At 51.0% G+C, this 19,060-nt stretch carries 16 protein-coding genes; 5 read left to right on the top strand and 11 right to left on the bottom strand.

The genetic code is table 11. The features are described 5' to 3' along the window. The 3 genes from P4S53_RS06880 to P4S53_RS06870 all read left to right on the top strand — a co-directional run. On the top strand, positions 1-594 hold a 594-nt coding region (locus P4S53_RS06880), incomplete at its 5' end, for a sce7725 family protein (RefSeq protein WP_337112022.1). Positions 595-823: 229 nt separating this feature from the next. Continuing rightward, positions 824-2,131: a mechanosensitive ion channel family protein gene (locus P4S53_RS06875; protein ID WP_337112021.1), complete on the top strand. Its 1,308-nt coding sequence runs from the start codon at positions 824-826 to the stop codon at positions 2,129-2,131. A gap of 188 nt (positions 2,132-2,319) precedes the next feature. After that, entirely contained in the window at positions 2,320-3,105 is a 786-nt protein-coding gene (locus P4S53_RS06870; protein WP_337112020.1) for a hypothetical protein, read from the top strand. A gap of 106 nt (positions 3,106-3,211) precedes the next feature. On the opposite strand, the gene P4S53_RS06865 is transcribed toward P4S53_RS06870, so the two are convergent. The 11 genes from P4S53_RS06865 to P4S53_RS06815 are packed head-to-tail and all read right to left on the bottom strand — an operon-like array spanning position 3,212 to position 15,296. Beyond that, entirely contained in the window at positions 3,212-4,213 is a 1,002-nt protein-coding gene (locus tag P4S53_RS06865; protein WP_337112019.1) for a hypothetical protein, read from the bottom strand. An 8-nt stretch (positions 4,214-4,221) separates the two neighbouring features. Beyond that, positions 4,222-5,013, bottom strand: coding sequence for a VOC family protein (locus P4S53_RS06860; protein WP_337112018.1), 792 nt, complete (start codon positions 5,011-5,013; stop codon positions 4,222-4,224). Between the two features lie 9 nt (positions 5,014-5,022). Then, positions 5,023-6,069: a ferritin-like domain-containing protein gene (locus tag P4S53_RS06855; protein ID WP_337112017.1), complete on the bottom strand. Its 1,047-nt coding sequence runs from the start codon at positions 6,067-6,069 to the stop codon at positions 5,023-5,025. A 14-nt stretch (positions 6,070-6,083) separates the two neighbouring features. Further along, entirely contained in the window at positions 6,084-8,012 is a 1,929-nt protein-coding gene (locus P4S53_RS06850; RefSeq protein ID WP_337112016.1) for a hypothetical protein, read from the bottom strand. Between the two features lie 9 nt (positions 8,013-8,021). Further along, positions 8,022-8,876 (bottom strand): alkaline phosphatase family protein, encoded by an 855-nt coding sequence (locus P4S53_RS06845; RefSeq protein ID WP_337112015.1) that lies wholly within the window; start codon positions 8,874-8,876, stop codon positions 8,022-8,024. Beyond that, positions 8,858-9,406: an alkaline phosphatase family protein gene (locus P4S53_RS06840; RefSeq protein ID WP_337112014.1), complete on the bottom strand. Its 549-nt coding sequence runs from the start codon at positions 9,404-9,406 to the stop codon at positions 8,858-8,860. Before P4S53_RS06840 ends, P4S53_RS06845 begins: the two co-directional genes overlap by 19 nt. Further along, positions 9,399-10,601: a metabolite traffic protein EboE gene (gene eboE, locus P4S53_RS06835; protein WP_337112079.1), complete on the bottom strand. Its 1,203-nt coding sequence runs from the start codon at positions 10,599-10,601 to the stop codon at positions 9,399-9,401. The genes P4S53_RS06840 and eboE overlap by 8 nt, the downstream gene beginning before the upstream one ends. Positions 10,602-10,641: 40 nt before the next feature. Then, positions 10,642-11,526 carry a TatD family hydrolase gene (locus P4S53_RS06830; protein WP_337112013.1) on the bottom strand — a complete coding sequence of 295 codons (885 nt, stop codon included), beginning with the start codon at positions 11,524-11,526 and terminating at the stop codon, positions 10,642-10,644. Next, positions 11,513-12,457, bottom strand: coding sequence for an EboA domain-containing protein (locus P4S53_RS06825; RefSeq protein WP_337112012.1), 945 nt, complete (start codon positions 12,455-12,457; stop codon positions 11,513-11,515). The genes P4S53_RS06830 and P4S53_RS06825 overlap by 14 nt, the downstream gene beginning before the upstream one ends. Before the next feature lie 17 nt (positions 12,458-12,474). Then, entirely contained in the window at positions 12,475-13,380 is a 906-nt protein-coding gene (locus P4S53_RS06820; protein WP_337112011.1) for a UbiA family prenyltransferase, read from the bottom strand. Continuing rightward, positions 13,380-15,296, bottom strand: a complete 1,917-nt coding sequence (locus P4S53_RS06815; RefSeq protein ID WP_337112010.1) for a 3-dehydroquinate synthase — start codon at positions 15,294-15,296, stop codon at positions 13,380-13,382. Before P4S53_RS06815 ends, P4S53_RS06820 begins: the two co-directional genes overlap by 1 nt. Before the next feature lie 690 nt (positions 15,297-15,986). Between P4S53_RS06815 and P4S53_RS06810 the strand changes: the two genes are divergently transcribed. Then, entirely contained in the window at positions 15,987-16,304 is a 318-nt protein-coding gene (locus tag P4S53_RS06810; RefSeq protein ID WP_337112009.1) for a hypothetical protein, read from the top strand. Between the two features lie 272 nt (positions 16,305-16,576). After that, complete coding sequence (locus P4S53_RS06805) at positions 16,577-19,024, top strand: M9 family metallopeptidase (protein ID WP_337112008.1); 2,448 nt, start codon at positions 16,577-16,579, stop codon at positions 19,022-19,024. Positions 19,025-19,060: the final 36 nt, after the last annotated feature.

The following is a 19,060-nucleotide window of genomic DNA, read 5'->3' as shown; positions in this document are numbered from 1 at the left end:
ATTTCTTACGCGCTTTTCATTCAGGAGCAAGTACAATCTAACTTTACCCCTTTCATCCACAAATCAAACACTAACATCATTAAAAACAGGGACCGGTATCCAACCCCATTTTTAAACACGCTCCCCAGAAGTGTAATCATTACAAACTCATTCCCAGCCAAACGCCGAAATGCTGATTATAACTCAGCACCTGTTATGTTCTCTGACGCACATTTGAAGTACCAAATTCCGCTCATTTCAGGACAAATTGGCTTTGGAGATTTTTTGACGCTTGACGACCAATGGTCCGAAAGCGGTGGCCCAGCCTATGTTATAGCCTTGCATCCAACATATATTGAGCAAGCTGATCAATGTATGTATGTGAAACACTGCAATTCTGTTTCTGGTAGTAGTACTCAAGCAAACCCAGCAGCTAAGTTTCGAGAAGCGCTTGATGCACTGATAGCTTTTGCAAGCAACACACCCTCCGTTGATAAACAAACGCTAGGATATCAGGGTTTTGTAGGATTGCAGAGTAAACCCTATCCCAACTTAGGTGTGCCGAAAAAGTACAGTATGATGCATCACATGGAAACAATTTCTAAGTTCTTATAATTTCAAAGCCGCTACAGCGGCTTTTTTTCTAAGAGCACCTAAGATTTCATTACATTGTTTATCTGTTTAACTTAGAAGCTACTTTGCAATTATCATCGAGGCTGAGCATAGTTCTGCGTCAGAGTCATCCCCCTCCCCACCCAAGATTTAACATTTTCCCTCATGTTGAAATACCGCTATCCATGCTACATTGGCGGCCTGTTTGTGATTTATGGCAGCACTATTTTTCATGCTTACTGAATGGTTTACTTCTCACAATATTAATGTTGATCAACTGATTGATCTCGGCGAGGCGCTGGGGTTGATCGCCGGTATCTCTGTCGTGATTCATTTCATCCTGCACCGCGGTGTGATTCTGTGGCTGAACCGGTTCACCGGGCACAGCGAAACGCTCTGGCATCAGGCTGTGTTTGGCAAAAAGCTCTTCAGCCGGTTTGCCTTGCTGATTCAGGGCATTGTGATTGCGGTGCAAACCCAGTTGTGGCTGTCTGCTGACAGTGCCGTGTATGAAATTTTGCAAACCTTCACGTCGCTCTGGATTGTGCTGTACAGCTTGCTGACACTCTATGCAGTGCTGGGTGTGATTGAAGTGCTGTTAAGCCGGACGCAGGCTGGCCGCAATATGCCATTGCGAGGCATTTCGCAGAGTCTGAAAATCATCTTTTTTGTGGTTGCAGCCCTGCTGAGTACCTCGATCTTGATCGGCAAATCTCCGGTCATACTGCTCAGTGGTCTGGGTGCGATGACCGCGGTGATCATGCTGGTGTTTAAAGATCCAATTCTGGGGCTGGTGGCAGGAATCCAGTTATCCGCCAATAAAATGCTCAGTGTGGGCGACTGGCTGGAAATGCCGAAATATGGTGCCGACGGTGATGTGATTGATATCAGTCTGACCACAGTAAAAGTGCAGAACTGGGATAAAACCATTACCACGATTCCGACCTACGCGCTGATTTCTGACTCGTTTAAAAACTGGAAAGGCATGCAGCAGTCAGGCGGGCGCCGTATTAAGCGCAGCGTGCTGATTGACGCCACCAGCGTACATTTTCTGGCCGATAACGAGATTCGCTATCTGGAAAAAGCCCAGCTGCTTGAGCCTTATCTCAAGCATAAAGTGGCAGAGATCACTCAGTACAACGAGCAAAAGAAGTCGGATTTAGGCTGCCGCATCAATGGGCGCCGCTTAACCAACCTTGGCAGTTTCCGTGCGTATCTGGAACGCTATCTTCGCCAGCATCCGAATATTCATCAACACATGACCTTGATGGTGCGCCAGCTGCCGCCTTCACACGAAGGGATATCGCTGGAAATTTACTGCTTTACCAACACCACGGTCTGGGTGGAATACGAGCAGATTCAGTCGGATATTTTTGATCACCTGTATGCCGTACTGCCCGAGTTCGGATTGCGCGTCTCGCAAGCGCCGACCGGCAGTGATTTTCGCGAATGGCATGATGCCAGAAGCTCGGCCACACCGCAGGGTATTGCATCCGTTACGCGATCCGCGCAGGTAGCTGAACCGATGAAGATAAACTAAAAATCCGCTAGTTAGTCAGGGCAGACTGAATCCGTCTGTCCTGCTAACATCTAAAGTGTCTGTCCCGTTAATTTCCGGCATCAGAACTACGCTGAATAATTCGGCCTGCTTCACTAAATTCAGATCAAAGAACAGCCACTCAAATCACCTGTGATAGCCTGAACCGTCTAATTTTTTGGAGAGCAATGATGGCTAAATTTTTATTTCTCGCACTGCCATTTTTTATCGTCTTTCAAGTACATGCTGAAGCTGGTAACGCGCACGCTGGTTATACGAAAATAGATGAAGTGGATGGCAAGATGGTCAGTTACTTTAATTTTCGTGCCGAAAATGTTACTGAAAACCGGGCCATTACCTCTTTTTATCCGCTCTCCATTCAAAGCTTTTCAAATGTCTCTCAGCGAAGAAAAAGCCTTGCTGTGATTGCAGAGAATCTCTCTCAGACGGCGTCCAATGATTATTTATTGCAGTTCAGCAACGACGAGATCGATGGCGACATCCTGTTTTTCTTAACCTATAGCTTGGGTATTCTGAGTACCCGGGAAGAATTAGTTCAGGGTGTGACACTCACATCCAATGATGCCTTCAGGGTGAAAGCAAAGCTGAATGAAACCTATCAGCGGGTGTCTGAAAAATTAACGGCGAGAAATTTTCTCTCGTCCCTGACCCGATCAAAATCAGGCAACCTGGCGGTCTATTTCGACTGGGAAGGCGATTGCAGTCAGATGGCGCCCAAAACCACAGCGACAATTCCGGTGAATGACGTCGCGGTGAATATGACCGTTTGGTGTGATGCTGAATCAAACGCACTGACTGCCACACCCAATTCACGGGAAGGCTTGCAGTCTGTCTATGACATCTTCTCGATGAACGAATGGGCCACGATACAATTGCCGCAAACACAGCATGAGGTCAGATTCTGGGTGGCTGGATTCCAGCAAAGCTGGGCATCGGCAAATCAGAAAGACCTGTAACCTGAACCGGGACAGACGAGATAACCTGTCTGTCCCGACAATCTTACTGCTCAATGACCACCACAGTACCTACAAAAGTGCCTGTCCCGTTACTTTGCCTGTCTTTTCAATCGCCCGATGGTCTGAGGCGCGGCGCTTTCAAGTCACTCCAGACACCTGCGCCACGTTTCGCCGGCACAGCCTGCAGTGTTTTATTGTCCTGCTGGGCCTGATACGTAAACAGCTGACACTTAGGTAATGGCTGTGCTGTACACATCTGGCCGACTTTATCCCAAGTATCTGCTGCCTGAGGCTGCTGTTTACGGAAACTGGTGTAGTTCTGACTGACAATGGGGGCTTTCGCGGTTTGTGAATCCCCGGAAAAATAGAAAGACTGCGGATGTCTGTACCATTCGCCGGTCGCAGCGTCTGGCGACAGCGCTTGATTGAACGCATAACCAAACAAGATCGGCTCCGGTCCTTGCAGAGTCAGTGCATAGGCCTGTACTGATCCATTCAGCAACGCGCTCCGGTTCGCGCTATAAGGTAAGTGCTTGATAAAATCCCGTCGCGGCGGATGATTTTGCGGCGAGAACAAACAGCACTCCGGCATATCGGCCGGCCTATCTTCCGGATAAGTCAGGAAATACGCCTTATTTCCCAAAGACACAAACGAGCAGGAATAATTGTTATTTTCTATCGGGAAAATGGGCAGGCAGTATTTGTGGTAATGCTCCATCATCGCCCCTTCGCCATCACCGTCTGCCGGTTTGTATGTGCTGTCGTAATACGTCGTGCCGTACGACACCGTATAATCCTGCGGGCTCAGCGTAGAAGGCGGATTGGTGTAAGGCGGCGGGTTATCCGCATAGTTCTGAAACACCCGGAACATGGTCCAGTCGCTGATCCAGTATTCCGGATACTGAGGATCACTCGGATCGCCCGCCTGTCGCTGTGGCAGGCATTTAGACGCAGGCTGACAGCCAAAATCGTTATGCACACCCATAGTAAAAAACACATCCGGGGCATCATCCTTGTCGGCAGCATAAACAACGCTACTTACGATTCCTGCAACTAAAACACCGAAAACCCGGCCGCCAAGCAGCAATTCCCTTCTTTTTCTATCCATTGATAAATTCATGGTTTCGCTCCCTGAATCCGGCGGATTAACCCCAGCCGATTACGCTGCGGATCAGCAAACATGGCAATCGACACCAGTTCATCCCCTAAGGGCACAGTGACTTCCGGCATGATCACTTCACCACCCATCAGGCCAATTTTCTCTAAGCTGCGCGCTATATCGTCCACCCAGATATAAAAACCGGCGTACGCATGAAATCCGGGCTTAGCGTTGATTTTTGCAATGCCGCCGCTCAGGGTCGTCTTCTGTCCGGTACTGATGGTATAAAAAGGCGCTTCCGAAGTGCCCGTCCGCGCAACTGTCCAGTCAAACAAGGGCTGATAAAAGCGCGCGACTAATGCTTCAGGGTTCGCGGTCACGATTTCATTGAAATCAAAGGGTGAGCCGGGAAGCGGAACCACTTGCCCGGCTCGGGTCACAGGCTCCATTACACCGAAGTGGTTTCCCTGCGGATCGCAGAGCACCGCCAAGCGGTACTGCCATTCACCGAGCGAAGAAGCCGTTGCGGGCATCACGATCTGAGCGTCAAGAGCAACGGCTTTTGGCAAAAAGGCATCAATATCCTTCACCTGAATATAAAACAGCGTATTCTGAGAAAACCCCGGCTTGTCCGAGGTTTTTGTCAGCAAACCAACCGGCGCACAGCCCGGTGTGGAGGAACGGATAGCATACAGTGTTCCCTGATCATCAATACGCTGAAACTGCCAGCCAAAGACCTCGCCATAAAAATGGCTGAGGTCAAAAGGTGCTGGCGTGACAATCTCGTGGAAAACAAACGGATTCGTCATACACCAGCCTCATACATTGGTTGCGACATACTGAAATGGCGGTGCGGCAAATTCACCATTGCCTAGATCGATCGTGACCATTTTCTGTACACTTAATCGCAGTTCATACATCAGCCCCATAGCATGATCTAGCTGCTGCGGCTCACCGTTAAAAGTATGATGCAGTGAATTCAGTAAAGACGAGTAAGTGTAATTGGTTTGATCCGCGTAGCGCCGGGCCACACTGCCCTCTGGGTAGTCCTGCGCCTTGGCATTATGCCGCAGGTTATACACATCCTCTGGATTTAATGGCACAGGTTCGCCGCTGAATGACCAGCCAACCGGCGAGCAGGCATCTTTGATCAGACGCTTGCCATAATAAATTTCGGCAAAACGGTAATAATGCGCCAGTTCGCCTTCTTCATCTGTCGGCGATTTACTGCTGCCCTCACCCTGTTCAACAATCAGTTGGAGTGCGCGGCAGGCGGTGTCCACATTCGTCACAGCCCACAACTCATCTGCCGGAAACCATTTGGTGTCAGCCAGCTGGCGGCTGGGATCGCCAGTAAAAATACCCTCGCCCAATTGCACGATTTTGTCGATGATCGCCTGGTAAAACTCACCAATCGTGGCGTAATTGGCATCCGCCTGCAGCAAACTGGTAACAGGAATATCAATGGGGTTTTCCGGCTCTTCAATCGCCATGAACACGGTTTTCACCTGCTCTTTCGTCAAAGGTGCCAGGGTGGCAATTAACCCTCTGTCTTCACCCACACCCATAGGTAAAGGTCCGGGAAACGTCGGGACGAAATCCGGCTTGTTGATTTGCGGCGCACCACCAATTGCATTGAGCACATTGCAGGCGATACTCATGTGCAGCATTTCTTCGATCACGACACTGCGGACTATATTACCGGCTTCGACATTCTGCGCCTGTTTCAGCGAAAACATCCCGGTCAGATACACAGGCACAGTGGCGTGTTCAAGCTCGATCGCGCTTTGCAGATACTCACGTAATTCGCTCACTTCGGAAATATCATGAATTTTATCAATGATTTGTCTTTTGAGTTTCAACATGTTTGTACCCGCCCTTAATCTTGTTGAGTGAAGTTGCGACGATACTGCTCCGCAGCTAGTTCTTTTGAACCTTTGATGTCTTGTGATGATTCCGCTTCCAGGCTGGCTTTGGCCAGTGGCGAGCTTATTTCACATGAAGCACAAGGCTCAATCGGTAAAGGCGCGTCGTTCTGTCCTCTGCGCAGCAGGTAATTGCCGTTGGCATCCTGCTCGCACAGCCACTTGAGCACCATTTGTCGCTTCGGCTCGGAAAGATCACGGGTGACGGGCATATAATTCGGATCGTTCTGCTCGCGGGAGAAAGCCAGTTCCAGCAGGTTGCGGAATCTCACCATGGAATCGTAACTGCTGAGATTGACCAGCATCCGCCCCATGATCGGGTACAGGTTGTTGTACTGACTCATAATAGGCTTGATGTCATCCCAGGTGGGTTTGTCGGGCACGGTAAATTTGTCGAATACCAGATTCGCAATGAAATCAAACATCTGCTGGATGTAATCCGGATCACTCACTGGCGTATAACTGAGCAAATACACCTGGCCGTCGATATACTCTCTGGGATTGCCCGGCGCCGAAACGCTGTAACCGTAATGCGCCTTGCCGTGTGAGTCGGTGGCGACTGTCTGGCCAAGTGAAATGGCTGACGCCGGAATGTTAATCACAGGAATCGGCACATCTGCTGGTTGCGGGCCGCCGCCGCCCATCCCTTTTGCCGGGGGCTGCAGCGTCACGGCAATCTTTTCTCCGACGGCAGGAATGCCATATCGGGACGCGTACAGATCAACCGACACAGGCACAGCCGGATTTAACCGGTGAACCACCTGATCGGCCCGCACCAGCAGTCCTTGCGCAGTTTCCCGGATCAGTACACCGTTATTGTTCGTGCTCAGCAAGGCCAGCGGCTGGTTCTGTATTTTCTGAAGCAGGGTCGGGTCAATATCAGTGACATTGAACAGCGCCCCTTCGGCGTTGAGCCAGTCCGGCGTCAGATAAGGGATCGCACCGCCAATCGGGGTAAACTGGTTACCAGAGATCAGCTGGGTGTCCCCTTCTTTGATGTTCTCAAAAGGCGGCTCTAAGACCACCAGTTGCATCTTACCGAGATCAACAAAGGCGCCGTTATTACCCGACAGCGGTAACGCATTACTGAAGTCAACACACAGGTTGCGGTTGGCTGCATCCACCTGGGCATTAAAGAAGTTAATGTTTTGTTTTGTACTGTCACCGTTGGCTGGCGCAAAACGACGCCCGAGCACAAAGGTATCCGGCTCAAAATCTAATGCCGGTCCAATCACCCCGCTGACACGACCAATGGTAAAGTCCGGATTCTTATGATCCATGTTGTAGCTGTACAGCATCATGCGGACAGAGAGTTTTCCAACCTGCTCTGTCATGGCTTTCAGCTGCTGAAGAAAGGGGGAATGGCTGGTATCAACCCAACTCAGATCCTCCAGCACCGACTGATAAATCGCTGTGGCAGCCTGATCGCCGGCACCGCCGCCCTGCTGCCTGCCAAACAGAATGTCACGAAATGGCGCAGGCAAAAATCGGCCTGCCACGAATTCTGGCGTCTTGCCGTCCGTCAGCCGCATGGTCAGTCCCCAGATTTCAGAGACCATCTGCATTTGCGGATCCAAATCCACCATTTTGGCACTGACCAGATCATTAGAACCGCCCAGCAGCATACCGATCACCGGATCTTTGGCCGGATTACTGGTGGTTGTGCCGTCCTGATAGCCGACTTGTGTCACGCGGCAGTCGATCAAACGAAACGCACCGGAACCACAGGGGTTCCACCAGCCATTGGTCGCACCCGGCCCGTACTCCTGATACTCGGGGACGAACTTGTCGACATCGAAATGACGCACATCGTTATTGACGGTTGATACGTCCGACTGAAACCGACCGGAAAACACCATCCGCAAGTTATTTAAGTAGCTCATATTGCCTCGCTATTGAAAGTGCTGTTGCAACAGACCACAAACTTGCTGCATGGGTAGACAATCCGGCTGATTCAACCGGTCTAACATCTGCTTATTATTGGTTATGAAAATCGGGCCATCTTCCGGTCGTTCGGCCAGGCGGCCGTGACTGCCTTTCACCAGGGAAGGATCCAGAGGAATGACGTCCATCAGCATGCGCTGCCCGAGTTTTTTCTGGAGCAACCGGGCGGCGATTTTCAGTTTGACGAATTGAATTGTAGGGTCGACAAACAGTTCTGCCGGGTCGTAGCCCGGTTTGCGGTGAATATCCACGGTACGGGCAAAATCAGGCGCTTTGCTGTCCTCCAGCCAGTAGTAATAATTAAACCAGCAGCCCGGCTCGGCAATCAGCACCAGCTCACCCGCTCGCGGATGTGCAAGGCCATACGCTTGCTGACCGCGGTCATCAAGCACCTGCTCAATACCAGGCTGCGCCTGCAGCAGAGATTTCACGGCAGAAAGGTCTGCCGGATCTTTGATATACACATGTGCAACCTGATGATCCGCTACGGCAAAAGCGCGGCTGCTGCCGCAATCGAGCAATTCCCAGCCCAGTGACTCGCGAACGCGCAGTAAACCGGCTTCGCGTAACACCCGATTGACAGACACTGACTGAGTGACCTGCGTAATCCCGTATTCAGAGACCACCATGACATCGGCGCCCTGCTCACGGGCAAAATCAAGCAAACGTCCGGCTTCGTGATCGATCATCGCCAGATCCCTGGCTATTTCCGGTGAATCCGGCCCTAAACGCTGCAAGTTGTAGTCGAGATGGGGTAAATACACCAATTGGAGATGCGGGTGATTCATGGTGAATTCGAGCATGGCGCAATCGACAATCCAGCGGCTGGATCGGATATCGGCCGTCGGTCCCCAGAAATTAAAAAAGGAAACGTACCGACCTTGGCTTCGATCTCCCGATGCAACTGCGCCGGCTCAGAGTACAGACCGAGAATTTTGCGGCCATCGGCCGGGTAATGCGGACGCGGCGTGATCGCATGATCGACATCCGCGTACATGTTGTACCACCAGAACAGTTGTGAGCACCGCAAACCGGGATTGTCCCGTTTGATCTTGTGCCAGATTTTCTCGCCCTGAATCAGTTGATTCGGTTGCAGCCAGAATTTGACTTCTGCCAGTTCTCGAAAATACCAGCCGTTGCCAACAATGCCGTGCTCTGCAGGCAACAAACCGGTCAGCATGGTGGCCTGCGCTGTTGCCGTCACCGCAGGAAACACCCCTTGCATGGGTAACATGATGCCGTCATTGACCAGCGCATTCAGCTGAGGGGTGTGCTCACCGAGCAAAGCAGGCGTCAGTCCGACAATGTTGATCACAATTAAGGGCTTAGCCATGAATTAACAGCCCCCGGTCAGCCAGTTGCTGTTCCAGCCAGTTCAATTCACCGGCAATGCCCTCAATCAGGGCATCATCATCCTGAGGCTGCAACGCTGCGGGCAACACATCCCAGGTGTAGGTTTCGACTTCCAGGCAGGGTTTCGACACCTTCTGATAATCGGCCAGATACTGAAAAACACCGTTGAGTGAGGCGTGCAAGGGCTTGATCGCCGGGTGTGTACAGGATGAAAAACTGAGCGGTATATGAAAATGGACCCGCCAGCTTGATGTGTCGTTCAGTTCGCTTTGCGCCATATACATTGACGCCAGCGCCTCAGACAAATCCGATACAGCCATGATTTGCCCGTCTGGATGACGGGCCTTGACCTGATGCAGATAACGCGCTTCGGCAAATTCAGACAACATATCGTGCACATCTGACACGGGATCGCGCAAACTTTGCGTATCCACTTCAAACGCATTAGAGATCTGGATCTTTCCCAGGGTGATGCCAGCTTCAGTGATCCGGCGTAAGGCATCATAGGTATCTTCATACATCACGCCCTGATGGCACACATCAAAACACACGCCCAAATGTACCGGATAACCGCCATTAGCGGCTGTCAGCGCCGAGAAAAACGCGATCAACTGCGATGTGGTTTCAAGCACACAGTCGGGCTCCATCTCCAGACACACCAGGATGTGCTTGCCCTCCAATTCCTTCAGCACAGCCAGTTCGGCATTGAGCCGTAACAGCTGTTCAATACTCTTGTGCTGCTTTTCCTCATTCCACGGGTGCCGGTAACCTAAGGGCAAGGTTGAAATCGTTCCCTCCGCCACGGACGAAGGCAGGCAACTGGCCAGAATGACCGCTAACTGACAGGTATATTTCAGCCGCTCAGGATCGCTCCAGTCTGGCAGATACACCGCCTCCTTCACCTTACTCTGATGAAAGTTTCCATAGGGAAATCCGTTCAGGCTGGTCAGTACAACACCGTGACGCTGAAGAGTTTCTCTGAACGCTTTTAACAATTCAGGCGACTGTAACGTACTGGCAGCAGCGGCACTGAGCCAAAGGCCGCTTGCCATCTCTGACAATGAGCGCCTGGCCATCACACGTGAAAAATACCGCGCCAGATTCTCTTCAACATCGGCCAGTTGCTCGCCTGGATGGAGATTGCTGCAATAAGTCAATTCACTCCGTCGCCACATATGCACACCACTCCTTGTGATTTGATTTCTGGGACTGCAGTCAGCTTTCGACTACAGGTGTTTGCCCGCGCAGCGCCGAATTGGACTCCCACAGTTTTGTCTGATCCACACTGATAGGTACACTGACCTCTTCTTTGCTGATACGGCCGCTTTGCGCAAAGAAATCTATCGGGTTATCAAACAGCACTTGGGTGATGTCCGCATCGCTGTAACCCGCCTGCCGCATCGCTGCACCTGTTTTTGGTACTTTGAGCGGATCGCTGCATCCCCAGTCTGCGGCACTGTTCACCACCATTTTTTCCAGCCCGTATTCTTTGAGCAGTGCCACCATACGTTGTTCAGACATCTTGGTATTGGGATAAATGGAGTGGCCGCGCCAGCAGTCGGTTTCCATCACCAGAGGGAGCGTCTGCTCATTCAGATGATCAATAATGACCATGTGTTCAGGAATACCCACTTCGCGGATCAAGGCAATGGTGCGCTTCGTTCCGCCGATTTTGTCTCTGTGCGGAGTGTGGACCAGAACCGGCAGTTCAAACTCCATCGCGAGCTGCATTTGTTCCGCCATGAACAGCTCTTCTTCCGGCGTAATATCGTCGTAGCCGATCTCGCCGACTGCAACCACACCGTCTTTTGCCAGAAAGCGTGGCAGCACCGCCATGACCTCGTTCGCCAGTCCCAGATCGTTGGCTTCTTTGGGATTCAGCCCCATAGTGCAGTAATGATGGATACCAAACTGGCTGGCCCTGAACCTTTCCCAGCCTAACAAGGTGTCAAAATAATCAATGAAACTGCCCACAGAAGTCCGAGGCTGTCCCTGCCAGAAAGCCGGCTCAATAACACCGACAATACCGGCGGCGTACATACGCTGATAATCGTCCGTGGTGCGTGACACCATGTGAATGTGCGGATCAAAATATTTCATGATTGAAGTACCCGGTGAGTGAAGAAAGCGATTGAGAGTGGCCAAAGCGAGACGCGGTCAGAAGATGGTCAATCAGTTGTTGAACCTCGCTGGTCAGCGACGATGAATGCCTTGCTGAAAGCCTTTGCCAGAAAGCATCCGGACAATCCTGTGCACCATTATTAGCCAGTGCCAGTAAGGTGTAATACTGATGCGCATCAGACTCGGAAAAGACAAAACCCAGATAGGTATCTTTACTACTGTCTGACAAATACCGAAAGCGCATACCCAGCCAGACAGACTCTGGTACATCGCGATCAGCCAGCAGCCTTTCCTGCACCAGATCCGCACACAGTTGTGTCAGTTCAGCCGACTGACGCAGTGGCAACCCTCTGACTGAGTCAATATTCAAATCAAGAAACAGCGCCTTGAGCACTAACTGATGAAACGCCCGCTCGTTGAAATACTTCACCGGGTAGGCGTTATTGAGCGCCAGTGCCGCAAACAGATTCACATCATTGGTACGGGCTGTTTCGTGCGCAATCCGGTTCAGTTCGTGATGACTGGACAGCCAGTCCAGTGCCCTGACCACGACAATCTTCTCGTTTTCGTCAAACTGACGATAAGCAGAGAACAGTACCTCACTCCAGGTCGCCGCAGGCACTCTGGTTCTCAATGTCAGTAACAGAAGCAAACGCCCGGCCTGATCCACCTGCCAATCAGTTCCTTCCGGCTGATAGGGCAGCGCCTGCTCGCCCAGTTTTCGCCGCGCCATGGCACTGGTGAGCAGTAAAGCAGATACCGCGTCCTCCACAGATTTAGTGCCGAGAATCTTATCTCTGCCGACCTGCAACCAGGTTCGGGCTTCAGGGGTCAGCGCTACCGCCAGCTCACTTTGCAGTGCGTCGGGTGAAAAGGGGCTGAGCGGAGTGTCGAAACGTCGTGAATGCATGACTTTGTCTCACACGATCAGGTTGCCTGGATCCACTTCTGTAAACCAGGCATGATGAAAAACACCGCCACGCACAACAGGCTCGGCAGAATCAAATTCATACTGGCAAGCATTAAGCCATCCAGCAGCGGTACAGCAGCAAGCAGCCCGCCGATAAAACCCCGTACATTTTTGTGCGGAGTGAACAGGCATCGCTGCATGCTATAAAGCAAATACAGACTCAGGCTGCAGGCATAGAGCCAGAAAAAAGGGAAGGGATAACCAAGAAAACTGACCAGAATAACAGGCAGGAAAAGCAAGCCGACTGACCAGAGCTGAGACACTTTGTTTGTGTGCTCTTCACGGGCGACATAGGTGATTCCACTGATATAGAGACACAGCGCCAGTGCCGCGAGAAACAGCTCAGGGGTAATCTCTGCCAGCATTAATGCGGCAACAAGATAGACGCCCAAACGGCATCCGCCCATCAGCACCGCACTGTGCCTGAACTGCTTATGTACCCGGTTATACAGCAGTATTAATGTCGCCAGTAAACCAACCGCAACCCAGCCATATATCGCCTGTTCGGGAACGGCACGCTGATACAAACTGCCTGCCAGACCCATTCCCAGCACCAGCATTCCCAACCCATTGAGCCAGACTGCAGCTGCAGAGACCTTACCCTGAGTGATTGGCCTGGCATTGTTATTATGCCTGTCCCAGTTAGCATCAAAGGCATCATTGAGAAACATACCGGCCAGGTACATCAGTGAAAGTGATACCAGGCAACCGGCCCAGAGTATGATCTGCAAACTCACACTGCCCGCTATCCATTCCTCATGGCTCAAGCTGGCCTGCGCGATCAATGCGGCAGCAAACACATTGCTCCAGACACTGGGCAGATTGGATGCACGGCCGAGTGTCAGCCAGGTATGCAGACGCATTAGCCCACCTCCGACCAGGTGAGAGATTCACTTTGCGCAGCGACGTCAGCCTGATGATCACGCTTCAGGGCCAGCAACGCGATAAACAACCGATCTGCATCGATGTCGTGCACTTCAATACCCACCCCGACAGACGACAAAAGCGTGACACATAACTGGCCGCCGAGGTGCTGTCGGAAATCTTCCAGCCCCTGAAACACCACAGGCTGACCTTGTTTATCACACTGTTCCAGTGCCGGATGCCATAAGGAAAAACCGAGTGCTGTCAGCAACTGAATCAGCCTTTGCTGGTCACTCTGGCTCAACAGGCCGATCTCTGTCGCATAATACGCGTCAAGTGCCATGCCTATCGCAACGGCTTCACCGTGACGACATTCATAGTGGCTCATGGCTTCCAGTTTATGTGCGGCCCAGTGACCGTAATCCAGCGGGCGGGCGTTGCCTGTTTCAAAGGGATCACCGGCAAGCGTAATCTGGTTAATGTGCAGCTCGGCACACCGCGCGATGGCAAATTGAGTGGCCTGATCGTCAAAGGTATTCAGCGAATGCGCGTTGTTTTCCAGCCAGTCGAAAAATTCAGCACTGCGAATGGCCGCCACTTTCACCGCTTCCGCCAAACCGGCACGACGATCACGGTATGACAGGGTATTGAGCAGCGAAAAGTCGTTCAGAACCGCGAACGGTGGACAAAAGGTACCAATCAGATTTTTTGATCCATAACCGTTCACGCCATTTTTCACCCCGACACCCGCATCATTCTGAGCCAGCACTGTACTTGGCATACGCAGCAATTTAATGCCGCGGTGAAACGTCGCACATACATAGCCCACAGTGTCGAGCACAGCGCCGCCGCCCACCGCAATCACCACATTGTGTCTGTCAACCTGGTGTCTCAGCAGGTACTGATACAGCTTGTCTGTTTGCGATGCCTGTTTTATCGCCTCCCCGCCTCTCACGACCAATGGTTGCCCTTTCAGGTGTATGTATTGGTGATGTTGCTGAAAATAAGCCTGCGCCCGTTCCAGCCAGTCAGGACTTTCATTCACGACCCCCTGATCAACGATCAACACACAGTCTTGAGCCGCTTCTTCCCGGCGGGCTCTGAGCAGGAGCGTCAATAAATCAGAGTTGCTGAGGGAAAATACATCGTGAGTAAAACAGACGGGGTATTGATACTGAACCGTGAAGCGGGCTTTGATTGTCTGGATTTCTGTTGCTGACGGCTGAATCTCTGATGTCGATGCGCCGGACGTAATAGTCACACGGTGCCAAAGTCTCTGCAGCAGCCAGCCCATCACCGGAATCAGCACACTGCCGGCGACCACCAACAGGAAAGGATCACTCTTGTCACTATAAAGGCTGACATACGCATAAGCCCCCGCCAACCAGCTGTTGGCCAGCGACGTTAACACAAGGAATTTAATAAACGGGTACTGAACCATACCAGCCGCAATCACTGAGGTTTCAGCAAGTACGGGCACACCCCGCATCATGATGAGCGCACCGCCCCCCAATTTGTCCGCTAATTGACGTGCCTTTTGGCGTTCTTTCACAGATAACCAGCGTGCACTCATCCATTTTTCAGAACAGTCGCCGAGCCAGTATCCCATGCAACAACCCAAGGTCAGCCCCAGCCAGACAGAGACTGCACCGGGGAGCGGGCCTAAAATGCTCACGGCAAACATTGCCACTACACTCGAAGGGACTGGCAGAATAATGTCAAATGCCAGCATAGCGACAACAAAGAGAAAGAGCAGAAAGAGCCCGGAGCCGTGATAACCGGAAAGCTCAGCAATAGCTGATGACACCCACCGCATTGCATCTTGTTCAAATAACAAAAAGCTGACGATGATCAAGGCCATAACGCTTGCACAGTACAGCAGCAAGCCGGTGCCTGTTCGTTGAAATGTATCCATAATGTACCAACCTTGCCCAACTGAAAGTGGGTGACTCACCGACCGGATACTTCGCACTCGCCTACTCAAGAATCCTTATTCACAGTAAGCAAAGAGGCACTCAGGTCACTCAACGTGAAGCCAAGAATCACACCACATCGTTTCCAAAAAGGAATAATTGTTGTTTGAATTGAATATAGCCCTGCCAGAATCAGGGCTAATGGAAGAACACGGCTTGTAATCAACCAAAGGTTTATATTGCGATCTGATTAGGAAAAGAAATGTAAAAAACAATTAAGTCAGTTACATCGCAACAAACAGACAAAGAACCATATAATGATTAAAAATCAATAACCTAAGACAACAAAAATAGAAAGACTTGGATTTTCACTCACCCGAAGATCCCATTTCCCTTTGAGCATAAAGTTGAAAAGACATCAGTTGAGTAGCTGACTGCCGTGTAATACGGTATTCCTGTTTTTCTTCCACTATTTCTTTTCCCCGCGATTTTCTGCTCCGATAGCGCGATAGAACTGCCCTGATCGCTGATGATGACTTTCCGCACTCCAATATGAATCAGCTACCACTCATTCGAAAAATTCGAACAAGACGGAAGATAAAACACACTGTAATGTGATTAAAATCACATTTAGTATGGCTGCATGCTTTCAAACATCCTGTTTCATCTGAATCAATTGTCGGAGTCACACTATGAAAACCTTTATTGCAGCACTGTTCACAACTGCCATCGCATTTTCCGGTTCAGCATTCGCCGATTTAAAAGAGTCACTCACGGTACAAGTGACACCTTTAAAAGGCGGGGCTTGGGTGTTCGTAGAAAAAGGGGGCGTCCCACAGGCTAATGTTGATGTTTCTGTACCCAATCAGAAATCCCATTACAAAACCAAAGAAGACGGACGTGTTTTTGTTTACAGCCACAGAGAAGCTGCCCACACGCTTACCCTCAATATTTCTGAACAAGGTGGCGAGGCATTTGCAGTTCAACGTCTGATTCCATCAAGCCGATAATTCAGCAGCAACCACGACTTTCTGCTGACACTGGCGCGTTTATTCGCGCCTTTTTATAAACGCGCGCCCTACCACTTCGCTCCTTTGCTGCAGGTGAGAGTTAATCTCTGCCCTGCTTTTTTGTACTCGCCCGGTAACATTGTCAGGCTGTTTCATTTTTCGTTGATTTGTGGACCGACCTCTTAGTTTAATATTCAACGTGGTGCACTATTATTTCCTGCTGGTATAACAAGCGGCTTACCTTAATACTGATAAATCAAATGGTTGGCCATATGAAATACCTTCATTCTGGATGTCAGCGTTCAGCGCTGGCGCTACTCATCTCAACAACGTTATACGCAAACACAGCCTCAGCCGCTCCGGCCTGCGAGATCGATGCCTTGTCATCTTCACCGTCGCCGATCAGGACGATTGAACAGGCCGATCTCGAATGCAGAATTGCCTGGTTCTCTGCACCTTCTGATACATTGAACTCGCTGTTCAGCGAGAACAGCATTCGCCAGATACAACAGCAGTTAATGCTGCATGTCAGCAACTACCAGGGAGAAACCCAGCAAGCCAGTGTCATCGAAAACCTCGGTGAATTTATCCGGGCCGCGTATTACGTACGTTATCCGCATAAAGGACAGTACGGCGATTTCTCGGATGCATTAGATGTGTCCCTGGCGCATACCATTAATACTTTTCTCACTTCGCCCTACGCCAGCCAAGATGGCAGAGAACAGGTCGCGGCATTGAAAAGCATGACAACCATGGTAGACAACATCCGTCAGTTACCGCTGACCATGGCCAACCAATTACAGCTGCTGAATCATTTCACCGCTGAAAAAGCACAGGATCTGCAATTTGTTGACACCCTGAACAACCTGTTCCGTGCCATGAGCGGACATATCGGCGTTGACCATTTCTATGATGATCTGGCGCAACACCCTGAGTACCTGGAACAGTTGCACCGGTTTATTCTGGATAACGAATGGGCGTTGGGCACTGAAGCGGATTTCATTGTGACCAATGCCGCACGTGAAATGGGCCGTCTGCTGGTGACACCTCACGAATCGACCCGAACTCAGGTACTCGCCATTCAGGAGTCACTGCTTCAGCGCTACCCGCTGGGCGGAAAGAGCGACAAAATGTGGGTCGGCATTGCAGAAATGATCAATTACTTTGCCCCAGAGAAAGCAGAAGCACTCGGGCTGAAAGATGCAAAGAATCAGCTTGAAGCCAGAATCATGCCGCTGCGCCATCACTGCGACGGACCGGCCATGATACGGGCTCAGGCCATGACTCAGGAACAGGCCGCAGAGGCCTGCACTATCCTTGCGGAGAAAGAAGCCGATTTCCATCAGGTCGTCAACAGCGGCTATCAGCCGGTAGCGGATGATAATAACGACAGCGTTGAGGTAATCGTTTTCAACACCAATGCCGATTATGTGAGCTATTCTAATTTCCTGTTTGGCAATACCACCAACAATGGCGGACAATACCTGGAAGGCAATCCGGCCAATCCTGACAATCAGGCCCGCTTTGTGGCCTACCGGAATGAATATGCGCAAGGTTACAGTATTCTCAACCTCGAGCATGAATATGTGCATTATCTGGATGGCCGCTTCAATCTCTACGGTGACTTCAACGATGTGATCAGCCCGGGGCACACAGTGTGGTGGCTGGAAGGTTTTGCCGAGTATATGCATTACAAACAAGGTTATGCCGCTGCCGTTGAACTGGCCCGCAAACAAACCTATTCCTTAACTGACATCCTGAGCACCACCTACGACCACGATCTGGACCGCATTTATCGCTGGGGTTATCTGGCCGTCCGTTTCCTGATGGAAAACCATCCGAATGAGGTCAACACTTTGCTCTCTTACGCTCGTCAGGGTGATTACACGCAATGGACCGAAACCGCAAAAACGCTGGGCACACGCTATGCGGGTGAGTTTAATCAGTGGTTACTGACCGTGAGCACTGACGGGGAGCAACCCGGAGAACCGGAGCCTGGCCAGGATGAGGCGACATCATTGGCATTGAACAGCGCTGTCACGCTGTCCGGCGCGGCTTACAGCGAGCAGCTGTTCTATGTTGATATCCCTGCCAACACCCGCAACCTTGCCTTTGCGATCACAGGTGATGGCGATGCGGATCTGTACGCAAGCTATGATCGTACCGCCCATTACTACGACTATGATTTCACAGCCTTTACGGCAGGCAGTAATGAAACCCTGACGATCACCCCCGACGCCAATGGCAACATCAAGCCTGGTCGTTATTATCTGAGCATTGCCGGGCGTGACGCTTTCAGTCAGATCACGCTGAAGGCAACTGCGGATATCGCCAAGCCCGGGGAAAATGACGGGCACACCGGTTCACAGCCCACGGATGATCTGTCACCTGTCGTATTGGAAGCCAACAAACCTCAGACCCTGAATGTGTCAACGCAGCGTTATCTGGCGTTTTATGTTCCTGAAGCGGGGCAAACCCTGAGGGTCTGGGTGACACCCACCGAGCAAGATCAGAAAGGTAATGTCAGTCTCTATGCCGCCAGCGCTCACTGGCCGACAGCAGAAAAATACGACACAGCGTCGGCTGATCCAGACAATCAGGCGTTCATCGAAATCACGGCTAACAAAGCCGGGTACATGCATTTACTGCTGACCAATGCAGGAGAAACCGCCAATGTTGAGGTGTACGCAGCGACCCTCGAACCTGATCGCGAAATCTGACATTCAAAAGAAAACGCGTATTAACGGTTAGACATC

Source organism: Photobacterium sp. Hal280 (genome assembly GCF_037162255.1).
Lineage (GTDB): Bacteria > Pseudomonadota > Gammaproteobacteria > Enterobacterales > Vibrionaceae > Photobacterium.
This window is presented reverse-complemented; position numbering and strand designations above follow the sequence as displayed.

Coding starts and splice junctions, on each gene's coding strand:
- P4S53_RS06875 (WP_337112021.1), top strand. CDS start 824: ATGCTTACTGAATGGTTTACTTCTCACAATATTAATGTTGATCAACTG.
- P4S53_RS06870 (WP_337112020.1), top strand. CDS start 2,320: ATGGCTAAATTTTTATTTCTCGCACTGCCATTTTTTATCGTCTTTCAA.
- P4S53_RS06865 (WP_337112019.1), bottom strand. CDS start 4,213: ATGGATAGAAAAAGAAGGGAATTGCTGCTTGGCGGCCGGGTTTTCGGT.
- P4S53_RS06860 (WP_337112018.1), bottom strand. CDS start 5,013: ATGACGAATCCGTTTGTTTTCCACGAGATTGTCACGCCAGCACCTTTT.
- P4S53_RS06855 (WP_337112017.1), bottom strand. CDS start 6,069: ATGTTGAAACTCAAAAGACAAATCATTGATAAAATTCATGATATTTCC.
- P4S53_RS06850 (WP_337112016.1), bottom strand. CDS start 8,012: ATGAGCTACTTAAATAACTTGCGGATGGTGTTTTCCGGTCGGTTTCAG.
- P4S53_RS06845 (WP_337112015.1), bottom strand. CDS start 8,876: ATGCTCGAATTCACCATGAATCACCCGCATCTCCAATTGGTGTATTTA.
- P4S53_RS06840 (WP_337112014.1), bottom strand. CDS start 9,406: ATGGCTAAGCCCTTAATTGTGATCAACATTGTCGGACTGACGCCTGCT.
- eboE (WP_337112079.1), bottom strand. CDS start 10,601: ATGTGGCGACGGAGTGAATTGACTTATTGCAGCAATCTCCATCCAGGC.
- P4S53_RS06830 (WP_337112013.1), bottom strand. CDS start 11,526: ATGAAATATTTTGATCCGCACATTCACATGGTGTCACGCACCACGGAC.
- P4S53_RS06825 (WP_337112012.1), bottom strand. CDS start 12,457: ATGCATTCACGACGTTTCGACACTCCGCTCAGCCCCTTTTCACCCGAC.
- P4S53_RS06820 (WP_337112011.1), bottom strand. CDS start 13,380: ATGCGTCTGCATACCTGGCTGACACTCGGCCGTGCATCCAATCTGCCC.
- P4S53_RS06815 (WP_337112010.1), bottom strand. CDS start 15,296: ATGGATACATTTCAACGAACAGGCACCGGCTTGCTGCTGTACTGTGCA.
- P4S53_RS06810 (WP_337112009.1), top strand. CDS start 15,987: ATGAAAACCTTTATTGCAGCACTGTTCACAACTGCCATCGCATTTTCC.
- P4S53_RS06805 (WP_337112008.1), top strand. CDS start 16,577: ATGAAATACCTTCATTCTGGATGTCAGCGTTCAGCGCTGGCGCTACTC.